Origin of the sequence: Exiguobacterium antarcticum DSM 14480 (assembly GCF_000685865.1) — a bacterium.
Classification (GTDB): Bacteria; Bacillota; Bacilli; order Exiguobacteriales; family Exiguobacteriaceae; genus Exiguobacterium_A; species Exiguobacterium_A antarcticum.
Genome location: NZ_JMKS01000003.1, coordinates 1,313,783 through 1,328,639 on the forward strand (window position 1 = coordinate 1,313,783; position 14,857 = coordinate 1,328,639).

The window sequence follows — 14,857 nt, forward strand, 5'->3', positions numbered from 1 at the left end:
TAAATCATTGGAGAAAACGTCACGTACCTATGCTACTTTGAAAGCAAAGATCTCGTCATCTCTTGTAAATAGAAACTTAACCAAGTGAAATACAACTGTCCTGTTATGTTTACATCCTCTTCATAATCAACTGATTAAATGAGAAAGTAGCAAGACAACAAACAACTTGGAGGGAAATCACTATGAAACGAACACTGATCGTCGGTCTATCCGCAGCTGTCCTGTCATCGAGTCTGATTCCAACATTCGCTGATGCCCATACATCCCGTGCAGCACACGATATCAAGAAAGTTGAGTTTCTATCGATGGATGCACCAAGCACAGTCAATCAAATGGTCAAAACGTATACGGAAGCCAAGGTTAAAGTCACGTATCAAAACGGTAAAACAGAAATCAAGCCACTGAACTACAACCAATTGTTCTTATCACAAGATAAGATCGTCGAAAATAAAGGTGCGATGATTGCCGCCGGAACACCAATCGATGTCAACGGCGATCCGATCATCGACCGGAGCGTCCCGGACAAGCCGGAAGCCTTCGTCTCGGATGCACCGGATTCAAACAGTTTGCTTGAAGTCCATGGTAAAAAGTACATGGTCTCCCACTTCGAGTACGATTCAATCGATAACGCCGGAAATGAGGTCAAGGGACTGCCCGCTTCGATGACCTTGACAGAAGTCGTACAGGATAAAAAGACCGGGAAACTTGCGGTCAAGAAAGCGAGTAAAATCGACTTCAAGAACGTCAACGGTCTTTGGACACCATGTAACGGTTCGACGACGCCGTGGGGCACGCACCTCGGCTCAGAAGAATACGAACCGGACGCACGGGCTTTCGAGTCGGATCCGACATCTTCTGCCTATAAAGAAGTTAACGCCTTTGCTGAACGTTACTTCGGAACAAAAGAAAAAGCGAACCCTTATTTCTATGGCTTCACGCCGGAAATTTCGGTGGACCGCAAAGGAAAATCGTCGGTCGTCAAACACTACAGTACGGGTCGTTTCTCACACGAGATGATGCAGATTCTGCCGGACCAAAAAACGGCCATCTTCGGCGATGACGGCAACAACACGATGATGTTCATGTACGTCGCCGATAAAAAGAAAGACTTCTCACAAGGAACACTGTACGCGGCTAAATTCAATCAAACAAAGGCGACAGAAGGCGGCGCCGGAGATCTTGAATGGATCAAGCTCGGACATGCATCCGATAAAGAAGTGAAACGTTTAATCGATAAAGGAACTAAGTTTAGTGACATCTTTGAGACGGCTGATGCTCCAGCACCTGGCTTTAAAGCAGTCAAGACAGCTGCCAGCAAAAAGGTCGAGTATCTGAAGTTAAAACCAGGCAAGGAAAAAGAAGCGGCTTTCCTCGAATCGCGTCGTTACGGTGCGTTGCTCGGAGCAACGTCTGAGTTCAACAAGATGGAAGGCATCACCGTCAACGCTGAGGACAAAAAAGCCTATATCGCTCTTTCGTATGTTTCCGGCAGTACGGAAAAACAAGACGGTGCCGTTCAAGACGATATCCAGCTTGAGAAACGCGAATCCGGTGCGACCTTTGAAATCGATCTCGGGCGTGCCAAAGGAATCGACAGCCGTTATGTGCCAACGAACATGCAGGCACTCGTCATCGGTGAGGATTTAGCGAAGCCGGATGCATACGGCAATACGGCGAACCCGAATCTCGTCGCAAATCCGGATAATCTGGCCTATTCGGCAACATCAAACACACTTTTCATCGGTGAAGACAGCTCGTTGCATACGAATAACTTCGTCTGGGCGTACAACTTGAAAACGAAGAAATTGTCACGGATTCTGTCCGTCCCGGTCGGTGCTGAAGCAACAGGACTCCGGTCACTTGACCGTGTCGGTGGATACAGCTACCTGCTCAGTAACTACCAACATCCGGGTGAAGGGTTAAACGGGAAGCAGATCACAGCCGTTGATCCGAAGAAACTGGAACAAGCGATGCAAGAAGGAATTGGCATTCAAAAAACAGGTGGTGTCGGTTACTTGTCTGGTCTGCCGACAGGTCAGAAATCGTATTCTCATCGTTAAGACAACGAAAGAGGCTGACTCAAAAATGAGGGTGTCTCTCGATTAAAAGGAATGAAGGGAGGTGGCTTGTGTCTCGCGTGAAAGAATGATTCTTTGTTGCTCACGCACGCAACTGACCGGCCTCTTCTTCCACACGCCGGAGTAATCCTTGAACGATTTTTTCCGTCTCCCGTTCGCCTCCAAGCGACAGCAGACTTCGTCCAACAAAATTAGCCCCTTCGTTTTTCCCGGTATAAATCAGCTGACAACTTGTTTCGTCAAGCCGCTTTAACGTAAACGTCATCTCGAGCTTAAAAATCTTAGCGAGGATAAAGCCAATCGTATTTTGCTTGAAGTCCGGTTGATTTGTATAGGCAAGATCCGTCACGATGTATGTCTCGAGGCGGTTCCCCTGCATATACGTTTGCCGGTACGTCGAACCGACGACACCCGGTTTCCGCTCAATCACCTCGTGCTGGACGACACCCGGAATCAGGCGTTGCAACCGATCGTGATCAAAGATATGCCAGGCTTCCTCGATCGGAACGTCGAGGATTTTTTCTTCGTGCCACGTCACCATCCCAACACCTCCTTTTATTAAAAAATACCCTGATGTGTGTAGTTCTAACTTCAGACTACGTCACATACAGGGTATTTGGCTCATTTCAATCGGTGAATGGTTCTTATTTTACAGTTTGACGCTCTAACGCATGCCCAAGGAACTTCGCGAGTTCCAACATGCCGAACTTACCGGCAGCCGCTTCCGCATCCGAGTTGTAGTTCGTATTCGTATTGACGTCATACGTATAAATCGTTCCGTCTGCATCCTTGATGAACTCGATCCCGGCGACCGCGATTTGGTTCGCTTGCAGGAATGCTTCATACTTTTTAATGATCGGATCATTAAATCCGTCGACGACTTTAAACTTCATCGGAGTTTGCGGTGCTTCTTCCCCGACCGGGCAGAACAAGTCATCGATCACACAGGCATCCGCCGGGCACAGTTCAAAGCCTTCTGATGTATCGACTTGGACGGCGTAAACGAATTTTCCGCCGACGAATTCACAGCGGGTGATATATGGTTCCGGTGCCTGGATATACTCTTGAATCAGCGTGATGCCGTCGACCGGCTCATCAAAGGTCGGACCATCGAGATACGTCTCGAGCGCTTCAATCGAATGGAACAGCTGGACGCCCAGTCCTTTTCCGGCACGGTTGTGTTTCGTGATAAACGAGGACACACCAATATTTTTTGCCGCTTCAACGATTTGATTGCGACCGACGGCAGCCCTTGTTTTCGGGACCCGGATACCGGCTTTTCGAAGCGCCGTATACTGATTGATTTTACTGACTTCCAGACGTAGGGCACGCGTTCCGTTGAAGACGGTCCGGTCATGTTCTTCAAGCCAAGCGAGCACTCCTTCCGTCAATTCCGGTGCATAACGGTGACCACGCGTATGTGACGACGCACTCATTCGGCTGTAGAAAACGCCTTCCGGCGGGACTTCATCAAGCGGGACTTGCCCTTCGTCGAGATGCCACTGTTCATACGGCAACTCCAGTTCCTCGAGTCGTTTAATCAGATGATCCGTCCATTCCTGATTTTCGTGTAAGATATGAATTTTTGTCATTTGGTTTGACCTACCTTTCGTTTTTCCTCGACAAGCGGCATGACGTCGCGTGCGAAGCGTTCCATTTCTTCAAGTTGCGGTGAGAATTGCAGGAGCAACAATGTGACACCGACGTCTTCAAAGGCGAGAATCCGCTCGGCAATCTGTTCCGGTGTCCCGATTAAATCCGGACGGAGTCCGCGGTTTGAGACCGAATAATCATTCCGTTTTACCTGTTGCTCGAGTTGCGATTTACTGACAAAGTCGTCGTAGCCGACGTAACCGGCACTGTCTTCTTTGACGTCCGTGATCCGTTGCCATTCTTGAACCGCTTCTTCTTCTGTATCCCGGCAGATGATGTAGGCAGCAAGGCCAAAACTTTCAAGCGGTGGTTGCCCTGTTGCATGTCGACGCGTTTTCATATCCTCAATCTTGACGGTCACTTCCTCAACCGTTCCCCCATGCATGACATAGGCATCACACTGTTCGACGATGGTTTGCTTTCCGGCTTCGCTTTCTCCACCGGCATACAGCTTGATGCCCGGTCGTTGAACCGGCTTCGGATGCAGTTGTGTCTGCTCGAGCGTATAGTAGTTGCCGTCGAAGCTATACGGTGAGGCGTCTGCCCATAACCCTTTCATGATCGTGACGAATTCTTTGGTCCGAGCGTACCGTTCATCATGGGCCGTAAAAATGCCGTTGTATTGCCGGGCTTCTTCTTCCCACCAGGCCGAGACGACGTTTAGCGTAAATCGTCCGTTGCTGAGTTGATCGATGTTCGCTGCCATCTTCGCCGTCGTCGCCGGATTATGGAACCCCGGGCGGACGGCCGTCATGATTTCCAGTCGTTCCGTCGTTGCGGCAATCGCCGCTGCCGTCGTCCAGGCTTCTAAGCTTGGTGCTTCAAGTCCTTTAATATCATTTAAATTTAACTCCGCAATCAGCGTCGTCGAAAAACCGATTCGTTCAGCCGTTTGTGCGACCTGTTTCGCATAATCGAATGTCGCCGGCATCTGTTCGTCCTCGACATTCCGTAACCATCCTCCAAAAATCGGCAACCAAAATCCATACTCCATCCGCTATGTCCCCCTCATTAAAAAAGTCGCTCTTCTCGAAAATCGAAAAGAGCGACGGATTGATCGTGTCTGCTCTTATCTGTAAAGGAAAAGATTCCTTTAGGAAGTAGCACCTTCCGCTGCTTGCGGGGTTGCTGAAGTGTCTTCGGGCCATTCCCTCGACTTCTCTTGATAAGAATTATTGGAATTATCGTACACTTTTTAGCAGAGTAAAGCAACCATTAAACCTTGTTTTCCAATCGGAATTAAAAACAGCGATAAAAAAGGACGAGAGCTGGGCTCTCATCCTGTTCCTGATTAATTAATACGGAGCTACAAACGTCGATTGTTCGACGGGTGCTTCTTCGCCGCGGATGCGGTCATAGAATTTCGCAAGAGTGACGCTGAAATAAGGAATGATCCATAAGAACCCGATTCCAATGGTAATCACACCAAGTAAAAACCAACCGATGAACGACAAAATCAGTAGAAACGCTTCCATCTTGTGTCCATCCATCATTTGGCGTGAGCGCGTAATCGCATCCAAAATACCGATTGACGGCTCATCACGTAGAATATAGAACGTTAACATATACGAAAACGACTTGATGATTCCGGGAACTATTAACAACATGAACCATAAAACTAATAAAAGCGAGCGAACAATGGTTAGACCGACTACTTTTAAGAACATTTTGTATGGTTCAAATAAATCAGTCACTTTCGTTTGTTCTTTGCGTGCGATCGACATTGTAATCCATGTCCAACCAACTGAAAGTGGTAATGCGACAATCATCAAGATAAAAGCAACCCCATCACCAGCAGTAAAGGAATCATTTGTATCGGATGCAAAACTTCCTGGAATGCTTTGAAGTACAGAAAACAGTACGAACATGAGAATCGTAAATCCCCAGCGACCACTCAGCGCTTCTTTCGCAGATTTTTTTAATTGTGATGACATGAATAAGATCCTCCTCAAAATAAGTTCTACTCCTATTTACGGCTAATCGCACAAGGAGTTTCAGTTATTTTCAGGATTTCCCTGTTTTTAACTGATTCAGGCGGGCTTTCTCAAGCTGACGCTGACAGGCCGTATAAAGTGAACGGCGACCGTCCAGTCGTTCCATCGCAAACGGAATATTATATTTTTTCGCTTGCGCAATGACATGTGCTGACGCAGCATGGGAGACACGACTCGTGATAACGACGATGGCATCGGTCTTTTTAGCCAGGCTGGCGATTTTCTTAGCCGACTGGGCGTCTCCCGCAAGATGAATCAATTCGATTCCTGTCTCGGCGAAAAAGGTCCGGTAGACGGGCGCCTGTTGTTCATTCCCGACGATGACGAGACGCATTCCTTCAAAAGATGCAAAATCAAGTGGCTTCTTATCGATGAAGTCGATTGGTTGTCCCGGTAAAGAAGTCGTGACGAGTGGCGCAATCGATTGTTGCTTTTTTTCACGGATCTGACGGACTTGTCGTGCTTTTTTGATGTTTGGTTTTCGTTTCATTTGTTTGGCGTAACGACCGGTAGATTTCTTTGATTCTGGTGTCACGATCACTTCGGTGGTTGAACCTGCTCGTTTCGTATCCTGTGACGAGCTCAACGGCTGGACGATCGGTTCTTCATATTGAAAGGCATACTTCCAAACAATCGTCAGCGTTTCCGGATGACCTTTCCACATGACAAGATCGACGAGTTGTCCTTCCTTCAATTGAAAGTATCGCATGTCTTCCACCGGTGTTGCGTAATAAAACGGTTTCCCCGTCTCATCCTTCAACGGTCCTTCGACTGTCGACTCGATGATACCGTGATTCTTGACGATACATTTCTCGAAGACAATTCGTTCCTCAAGCGTCTTCATTTGATCGGTTGCGATGACGGCGAGCACTTCCAGTGACGTCCGGCGGTGATCTTGATGGCTGATTTGTACACGGACTTCCATCCCATGCTCAAGATTCCACTGACGGATCTCTTTTTCGGAGATATGACTGTTCGGCCATTCCCGTAACGAGCCTCCTTTCAGCTCACGGACAAACGTGTACGCGTATCGTTGCTCGAAGGTCGGTTCCGCTACTTCCCGCTTCTGACTGAGTAATGGTGCCGGTTCATCCTTTACCGGTTCGACAAGTCCGGATTGATTCTTGCGTGGTGTGTAATAACGCGATAGTTGGATCCATTCGTCGATTCCCCGGATTTCCTCGAGCAGCAACTCCCAGTCTTCTGCCGTTTCAACAATCTGTAATTTACTTGCGACCAAATCTTTCGCTCGTTCCATGATCTGTTGCATCATTTTCAACAACCCCTTTGCTTTTTTTCAACTATAGCAAGTGAGTTTAGCCAAGGTTGGTCTAAAAATGACCCGGTATTTTTTTGTTTAAGGTTCACGTTTAATTTCGATTGACGGATCACCCAGGCGGTATTTTTCGACGGCAACAATCAAAATCGTGATGATGACAAGTAAGAACCAGGAGGAGAGTTTACCGAAGTCGACCAGTTCCCAGCCTTCCTCCTGATTCGGATAAACCCATCCCTTAAAAAACGTCACGATGTTTTCTGCCAGCCAGATGAACCAGGCAATCAAACCGAACGACAGGACAAGCGGCATCCGGTAGACGGTCTCATTCAGGCGGTAATAGACCCAGGATTTTAAGAAGACCAGTGCAACCAGTCCCATCAACATCCAGCGGAAATCAAGTAACCAGTGATGGGTAAAAAAATTCAAGTAGACTAAGAGACCTATCACTAAGGCGAGTGCAGGACGTGGAAACGCGGTGACACGGAGATCAAACCGGCGGAAAGCTTGGCAGATGTAGCTCGCGACACTGGCATACATGAAGCCGGCATAGAGCGGAACACCCATAACTTTGCTCCACGCTTCTTCCGGATAACTCCAGGAACCGACCTGGACCTTGAACAATTCAAGACCTAAACCAATCGCATGGAAGATTAAGATCAGTTTAAACTCTTCTTTTGTTTCATACCGTGTCACGAGCAAAACAATTTGCACGATGAGACACCAGAGCAGCAACAAATCATAACGGGCAATCGGTTCAGACGGCAGATAACGGGATGTTGCAAGCGCAAAGAAAATCGCGACCGGGAAGACACAACAGATGGCTTCAAGATATGTAAAACGGATGAAATGCCGAATTTTCTGCAAGACGACGCCCCCTTTTCCTTAGTATACGGATACGACATCCCCATTCCCTCCATCTAAAGATGGAAAATATCGGATTCGCTTCGATTTTGTTCACAAACATGATACAGTTAATGAATCAATTTTAATCTAGAAGTGAGGTGTTATCCGTAAATGATGCAGACCCTTCAAACGTCTTGGCTGTTACGTTCCGTCTTAAAATGGGCATTGTTCTTATTTGGTCTTTTTCTACTTGCCGTCGGTTCATCGATGATGATCACGGCACAACTTGGCGTCTCGACGTGGGACGTTCTTCACCTTGGTCTCCAAAATAAAACACCGTTTTCCGTCGGGACGATCATCCTCCTTGTCGGCTTGTTGTTGGTATTCGTCAAGTATTTGCTCGACCGGATCACCCCACAGGTCGGCACACTCGTCAATGCGATTTTCGTCGGGGTGTTCATGAACTTAGTCCTCGGTTCTGGTCTCTTACCCTCCTTTTCATCCGTTTGGCAAAATACGCTTTGGCTGATCACTGGTATCTTCATCATTGGAATCGGTGCGGGGCTTTATGTCGCTGTCGGGTATGGCGCCGGACCCCGTGACGGACTGACCTTGACGCTTGCTGAACGCTTTGGAACGTCGATCCGGATGATGCGGACGTTCATGGAAATCACCGCCTGCGGAATCGGTTGGTTACTCGGTGGACCGGTTTTCTTCGGGACGATCTTATCCATTTTCTTGATCGGTCCGTTCCTGCAGTTTTGGTTAGGTCATTTCCGGCGGATGATTGCCGCGATTGATGCCGGGACGACTCCTCGGAAACAACAAAAAATCAGTTAAGTCGGTTGACTCGGATACCCTTTCACTTGAAACGGTATCTTTTTTGCGTCGATCAAGCATATTCGTTGCAACAGTGAAACAGACGCGTTATATTCGTTTACATATCAATCTTTGATACGTCAAGGATTTTTCGAACGAAGGGAAGGATGTGATGAACTTGAGTATTTCCTGTACTGAAAAAGGACGGCTGATTTATGCACTCGTCTCCGTCAATAAGACGATTGCTCAAAAATTCGATCTCTGTACGGACGGCTTTAGCCAAACCCGGATGGACTTATTAGCCCAACTCGAGGTCGACACGACGATTAGTCAAAAAGAGTTACAGCAACGGGTCAACGTCGATAATGCAGCTGTGACACGACACTTAAAGCATCTTGAAACGAACGGCATGATTGAACGTGTCCGTTCCGCAACAGATAACCGCGTCATTCTCGTTTCGTTGACGCCAGAAGGCGCAACCCGGATCACCCGGTTACGTGAGCAAAAAGATGACTTCCTCGAGCAGTTGCTTGAAGGATTCACGGCAGACGAACAACACCAGCTTACACAGATGATGCAACGGATTGAAACGAATGCCCTCACTTTACCTAAAACAACCGTTAATTAAAAAGGAGACTTTCAAATGACTACACAAACTACGACTGATTTCATGGAAATCGTTAAAGGACGCCGCTCAATCCGTAACTACGACACAAACGTCAAGATTTCAAAAGAAGAGATGACACAAATCCTTGAAGAAGCGACACTTGCTCCATCTTCTGTCAACATGCAGCCATGGCGTTTCCTCGTCATCGACAGTGCTGAAGGTAAAGCGACACTCGCTCCACTTGCGAAATTCAACCAGGTCCAAGTCGAGACGTCGTCTGCCGTCATCGCTGTCTTCGGTGATATGAATGCGGTCGACCAACTTGAAAACATTTATGATACAGCCGTCGCACAAGGACTCATGCCGCAAGATGTCCGCGACCGTCAAGTACCTGCGATTCAAGGCATGTATGAAAGTGTACCAGCCAGCGCACTGAGAGACAGCATCTTAATCGACTCAGGTCTCGTCTCGATGCAATTGATGCTCGTTGCCCGGGCACACGGTTATGATACGAACCCAATCGGCGGCTACGAGAAAGAGCAAATCGAAGAAGCATTCGGCATGGATAAAGACCGTTACGTACCGGTCATGCTTTTATCAATCGGGAAAGCCGTCGACGCAGGATACCCATCAGTCCGTCTGCCGATCAACGACATCACAGACTGGAAATAAGTACGACGTAACTCAAAAAAAATAGAGATCAGATAAAAGGGAGATTATTACTATGACAACTCAAACAACTACAGACTTTATGGAAATCGTTAAAGGACGCCGCTCAATCCGTAACTACGACACAAACGTCAAGATTTCAAAAGAAGAGATGACACACATCCTTGAAGAAGCGACACTTGCTCCATCTTCTGTCAACATGCAGCCATGGCGCTTCCTCGTCATCGACAGCGCAGAAGGTAAAGCGACACTCGCTCCACTTGCGAAGTTCAACCAGGTCCAAGTCGAGACGTCATCTGCTGTCATCGCCGTCTTCGGTGACATGAATGCCGTCGACAGCATCGATACCATCTACGATATGGCAGTTGAAAAAGGCTTAATGCCACAAGATGTCCGCGATCGCCAAGTACCGGCTATCAAAGGCTTCTACAGCCCGGAAGATACGGATACACTTCGTGACAGCATCCTGATCGATTCAGGTCTTGTCTCGATGCAATTGATGCTCGTCGCGCGTGCGCACGGCTATGACACAAATCCGATCGGCGGCTACGAAAAAGATCAAATCGCTGAAGCCTTCGGTATGGATAAAGACCGTTACCTTCCTGTCATGCTCCTTTCCATCGGAAAAGCAGTTGACGCTGGTTACCCATCGGTTCGTCTGCCGATCAACGACATCACAGACTGGAAATAATCGTTTTCGAACTCCGGATTCCTCAACAGGAATCCGTTTTTTTGTATACTGACGAAAAGGAGCTGGTCAAATGATGTATGATGTGACGATTATCGGTGCCGGCGTCGCTGGCATCTTTTTGGCACATGAACTGATGGAACAGGGTCAGACGGTCCTGTTGATTGATGCCGGAAAACGACTTGAACAACGGACCAAGCAAGAAGCCTATCTTGGTTTTGGCGGTCTCGGGAAATCGGAAGGGAAATACAACTATTCTGCTGGATTTGGAGGCGAACTTGCCGAAAAGCTTGGACCGAAGACAACGCTCCGCTTGATGCAACAAGTCGATGCACTCTTGTGTCGCTACGGGGCAAATGAAGTTGAATTGTACTCCACGTCCAATCCCGTTCTAGCTGATCGGGCAAAAGTGGCCGGTCTTGAGACGATCGAAACGACGGTCCGGCATTTAGGAAGCGCACTATCGGAACGGATTTTAAGACGGCTCGAAGCCGCAATTCACCAACACGTCACCTTTCGTTTTGAGACGGTTGTTGCGACAATCGAACAACAAGCGGACGGATTTTTGCTCACGACTGAACACGAAACATTTTCGAGTCAACGCGTCGTCTTCGCGACCGGACGCTCCGGTACTGCGTGGATGCAGGAGCAACTTCAGGCATTAGGTCTGGCTCAAAGCAAAACCCGTCTCGACCTCGGCATCCGGATCGAGATGGAAGAAACGGCATTCCGAACGTTGTTACAGGATACGTTCGAAACAAAACTGGCTTATGCGTCAGCAGCAGGGACCGCCGTTACATACTGCATGAATCCGAAAGGACGGATCATCCGAAAACATCAGGAAGGTCTGATCATGCCGGACGGGCAAAACTTCCGCGAACAGGATTCCGGTACGACCAACTTGAACTTTACACTGTTTTTACCCCGCTATTTTGCGACACTCGAAGAAGCGAATCATTATGCCGCTTCCGTCATTGGAAAAATCAATCAAGGGACGGACCGGATTGTCGTGCAACGACTCGGGGATTTGCGGACCGGTCGTTCGACGCAGTCAGGTGCTCTCACCGAAAACAAAGTGCGCCCGACACTTGCAGCGACAGCGGGTAATCTGATCGAGGAAGTCCCGGGCACAGACATCACGGTCTTGTTGGAGTTCCTGAAACGACTTGAGCAGTTGCTTGAGACGCCTCTCTCAAACGACACACTGCTGTATGGAATGGACGGAAAATTTTATGCTCCGATGCTGTCGACGTCCGTTACCTTTGAGACGGACATCCCGGGACTGTATGCAATCGGCGATTGTTCCGGTGTGACGCACTCGCTGTCGCAAGCCGCTGCGAGCGGACTCCACCTCGGACAACACCTGACACAAAAACAGCCGTCCTAAGAGATAAGTTCTCTTGAGACGGCTGGTTGAACGTGTAGGGTACTTTATTTTTTAAACGCTTCATACACCTTCAACTGTTTACCTTTGACTTTCGTCGTCTTCATCGCCCGCAGGACGAGCGGGCCTTTTCCGTTCAGAATTTCCACGTACGTGACGGTATCCTGAATCGTGATGATTCCGATGTCTTGAGCGGTCATGCCTTCGATTTTCGCAATCGTTCCGACAAAATCAACGGCACGCAGTTTCTTTTTCTTCCCGCCGTTAAAATACAGCTTCATGATATCCGCATTAAGCTGCTCTGTTTTTGACGCCCGGACATCTGCCGTCGTGATTTTTTCTTCAAAGGCATCTGCCGTCCGAATCAATTCCCGTTCAGTCGGTGCCTGGCGTTTTTCAATCGCCTCACCCCGGTATTGTTCGACTTCACGCAGACGACGCATGTCCGACTCTGTCACTAAACTGATGGCTTTTCCGAGTGCACCGGCACGCCCTGTCCGACCTGTCCGGTGAACATAACTTTCTTTTTCGACCGGCATATCGTATTGGATGACATGGGTGATGTTTTCGATATCAATCCCCCGTGCTGCGACATCCGTCGCGACGAGATAACGGAATTCACCTGCTCGGAACGCTTTCATGACGGCAAGACGCTCATCCTGTTCCATACCACCATGAATTTTTTCGACCGGATACTCCATCGCGGTTAATCCTTGTGCGACAAAATCGACATGTTCTTTTGTCCGGCAGAAAATCATGCAACGGTCTGGATTTTCAACGACCGTGACATCTTTCAGGATGGCGAACTTCGTTTTGTCGGTCACAGAAATATAACTGTGTTCGATTTCTGCGATTTCGGTTGCCTTCGTCATGATTTCGACTTCCTTTGGTGCCTGCATGTAGCGGTCACTTAACTGATGAATATCTTGCGGGAACGTCGCTGAGAACAACATCGTCGTCCGTTGCTTCGGTAATTGCTTCAAAATCGTATCGACTTGATCGAGGAAGCCCATATTAAGCATCTCGTCCGCTTCATCAAGGACGAGGTATTTGACCTTCTCAAGCGATAATGTCCCCCGCTCTAAATGATCGAGGACACGACCTGGTGTACCGACGACGATGTGCGTCTTTTGTTTGAGTTCCGCGACTTGACCTCGGAATGGCTGTTTACCGAAGACAGCCGTCGCCTTGATGCGTTTATAACGTCCGATGTTCATGACGTCTTCCGTGACTTGCAGCGCAAGTTCGCGGGTTGGTGTCAAAATCAACGCTTGTGGTTTATTTTCTTCCCACTCGATCAGTTCACAAAGCGGAATCCCGAACGATGCCGTTTTCCCGCTACCGGTCCGTGATTTGACGATGATATCTTTTTCGGATAAGGCGACCGGGATGACCGCTTGCTGGACATCGGTCGGTGTATGGTAACCGAGCTGTTCGATTGCTTCTAGGATGGGTGCACTGAGTTGAAAATCGGTGAATGGTTTTTTAGACATAAGAATACCTCATTTATTTTTATAGTTTAATTTGAAATGTAGAATGATGTGTCAGGCATTAGACGTGACCTCTCATTATGCGCTACTTTCGACAGGACGTCAAAAGAGCTTCCCGTCAACTGACGGGAAGCTCGACTTGCTTATTTTGCTGCGACTGTATCTTTTTTGATCTGTTTACTACGTAATTGACCGCAGGCAGCATCAATATCCGTACCGTGCTCAAGACGTACCCCACAGTTCAGACCGTTCTTTTTCAACGTATCATAAAACGCCGAGATGTCTTCCGACGTACTCCGTTGGTATTGACCATGCTCGTCGACCGGATTGTATGGAATCAAGTTGACGTACGTCAAATGACGTTTGTCTTCGAACAGTTTCGCAAGCTCGATCGCTTGGGCTTTTTGGTCATTGACACCACGTAAGAGGATGTACTCAATCGTGATTTTCCGGTTCGTCGTCTTGACGTAGTAATCGATGGCCGGCATCAATTTCTCGAGCGGAATCGCACGGTTGATTTTCATGATTTGTGTCCGCAGTTCGTTGTTTGGCGCGTGAAGCGAAATCGCCAAGTTGACTTGAAGTTTTAAATCGGCGAATTTGTAGATCTTGTCTGCAAGTCCACTTGTCGAGACCGTGATGTGACGCGCACCGATCGCAAGACCGTTGTGGTCCTTGATGACGTTCAAGAAATCGACCATGTTGTCGAAGTTATCGAACGGCTCACCGATACCCATGACGACGACGTGGCTGACACGTTCTTCTTTACCGACGGCATCGAGATGATGTTGGACGTTCATGATTTGCTCGACGATTTCTCCAGCCGAGAGATCGCGGCTCTTCTTGATCAAGCCACTGGCACAGAAACTACAGCCGATGTTGCAACCGACTTGTGTCGTGACACAGACAGACAAGCCGTACTTGTGACGCATCAAGACTGTTTCAATCAAACTACCATCGTACAATTTAAAGAGGAACTTGATCGTTCCATCTGCCGATTCCTGTTTGACGGATTCTGTCATCGAATTAATCGCAAAACTCTGATCTAACAACTCAAGGCAATCCTTGTTGACATTCGTCATTTCAGCGAAAGTAGTGACACGTTTACGATACAACCAATCCCATACTTGTTTCGCACGGAACGGTTTGTGACCTTGATGCGATAACCATTCTGTCATCTGCTCAATTGTTAATCCATAAATGGACGGTTTATTCATTAGTGAGACCTCATTTCTTTTTCCAGAACTATAACATTCCTTTATCTTAGTAAAAATCGAGCACTTACGCAACGTTCAAATCCTAAATGTTCACTTTCTGTAGATTTCCACGTTCTCTTTTGCTTGTTTTCTGATT

Annotated in this window: 14 protein-coding genes and 1 riboswitch; of the genes, 6 read left to right on the forward strand and 8 right to left on the reverse strand. The window is 47.9% G+C overall.

The window, feature by feature from the left end; genetic code table 11:
- Positions 1 to 182 precede the first annotated feature (182 nt).
- A complete protein-coding gene (locus P404_RS0107600) occupies positions 183 to 2,060 on the forward strand; it encodes a PhoX family protein (protein ID WP_026830446.1) in 1,878 nt (625 codons plus the stop codon).
- 100 nt (positions 2,061 to 2,160) lie between these two features.
- On the opposite strand, the gene P404_RS0107605 is transcribed toward P404_RS0107600, so the two are convergent.
- The 6 genes from P404_RS0107605 to P404_RS0107630 all read right to left on the reverse strand — a co-directional run bounded on the left by P404_RS0107605 (position 2,161) and on the right by P404_RS0107630 (position 7,868).
- On the reverse strand, positions 2,161 to 2,619 hold the full coding sequence (locus P404_RS0107605) for an SRPBCC family protein (RefSeq protein ID WP_026830447.1): 459 nt from the start codon (positions 2,617 to 2,619) through the stop codon (positions 2,161 to 2,163).
- 103 nt (positions 2,620 to 2,722) lie between these two features.
- Entirely contained in the window at positions 2,723 to 3,670 is a 948-nt protein-coding gene (locus P404_RS0107610; RefSeq protein ID WP_026830448.1) for an ATP-grasp domain-containing protein, read from the reverse strand.
- Positions 3,667 to 4,725 (reverse strand): LLM class flavin-dependent oxidoreductase, encoded by a 1,059-nt coding sequence (locus P404_RS0107615; RefSeq protein WP_026830449.1) that lies wholly within the window; start codon positions 4,723 to 4,725, stop codon positions 3,667 to 3,669. The genes P404_RS0107610 and P404_RS0107615 overlap by 4 nt, the downstream gene beginning before the upstream one ends.
- A 72-nt stretch (positions 4,726 to 4,797) precedes the next feature.
- Positions 4,798 to 4,903: riboswitch (SAM riboswitch) on the reverse strand.
- Between the two features lie 123 nt (positions 4,904 to 5,026).
- Positions 5,027 to 5,665, reverse strand: a complete 639-nt coding sequence (locus tag P404_RS0107620) for a DUF975 family protein (RefSeq protein WP_014971671.1) — start codon at positions 5,663 to 5,665, stop codon at positions 5,027 to 5,029.
- Between the two features lie 70 nt (positions 5,666 to 5,735).
- Positions 5,736 to 6,998 (reverse strand): DUF2325 domain-containing protein, encoded by a 1,263-nt coding sequence (locus tag P404_RS0107625; protein WP_026830450.1) that lies wholly within the window; start codon positions 6,996 to 6,998, stop codon positions 5,736 to 5,738.
- A gap of 84 nt (positions 6,999 to 7,082) precedes the next feature.
- A complete protein-coding gene (locus tag P404_RS0107630) occupies positions 7,083 to 7,868 on the reverse strand; it encodes a DUF817 domain-containing protein (protein ID WP_014971673.1) in 786 nt (261 codons plus the stop codon).
- A 150-nt stretch (positions 7,869 to 8,018) separates the two neighbouring features.
- On the opposite strand from P404_RS0107630, the gene P404_RS0107635 reads away from it, so the two are divergent.
- The 5 genes from P404_RS0107635 to P404_RS0107655 all read left to right on the forward strand — a co-directional run bounded on the left by P404_RS0107635 (position 8,019) and on the right by P404_RS0107655 (position 12,017).
- Positions 8,019 to 8,687, forward strand: a complete 669-nt coding sequence (locus tag P404_RS0107635; protein ID WP_014971674.1) for a YczE/YyaS/YitT family protein — start codon at positions 8,019 to 8,021, stop codon at positions 8,685 to 8,687.
- Positions 8,688 to 8,838: 151 nt separating this feature from the next.
- A complete protein-coding gene (locus tag P404_RS0107640) occupies positions 8,839 to 9,294 on the forward strand; it encodes a MarR family winged helix-turn-helix transcriptional regulator (protein WP_034774103.1) in 456 nt (151 codons plus the stop codon).
- Positions 9,295 to 9,309: 15 nt separating this feature from the next.
- Positions 9,310 to 9,945 carry a nitroreductase family protein gene (locus P404_RS0107645; protein WP_026830452.1) on the forward strand — a complete coding sequence of 212 codons (636 nt, stop codon included), beginning with the start codon at positions 9,310 to 9,312 and terminating at the stop codon, positions 9,943 to 9,945.
- Positions 9,946 to 9,997: 52 nt separating this feature from the next.
- Entirely contained in the window at positions 9,998 to 10,633 is a 636-nt protein-coding gene (locus P404_RS0107650) for a nitroreductase family protein (RefSeq protein WP_014971677.1), read from the forward strand.
- A gap of 73 nt (positions 10,634 to 10,706) precedes the next feature.
- Positions 10,707 to 12,017 (forward strand): NAD(P)/FAD-dependent oxidoreductase, encoded by a 1,311-nt coding sequence (locus P404_RS0107655; protein WP_026830453.1) that lies wholly within the window; start codon positions 10,707 to 10,709, stop codon positions 12,015 to 12,017.
- A 44-nt stretch (positions 12,018 to 12,061) separates the two neighbouring features.
- Here P404_RS0107655 and P404_RS0107660 read toward each other — a convergent pair whose 3' ends face one another.
- Together P404_RS0107660 and rlmN are read right to left on the reverse strand one after the other, a co-directional pair.
- Entirely contained in the window at positions 12,062 to 13,507 is a 1,446-nt protein-coding gene (locus tag P404_RS0107660; protein WP_014971679.1) for a DEAD/DEAH box helicase, read from the reverse strand.
- Between the two features lie 140 nt (positions 13,508 to 13,647).
- On the reverse strand, positions 13,648 to 14,721 hold the full coding sequence (gene rlmN, locus P404_RS0107665; RefSeq protein WP_014971680.1) for a dual-specificity RNA methyltransferase RlmN: 1,074 nt from the start codon (positions 14,719 to 14,721) through the stop codon (positions 13,648 to 13,650).
- Between the last annotated feature and the right edge of the window lie 136 nt (positions 14,722 to 14,857).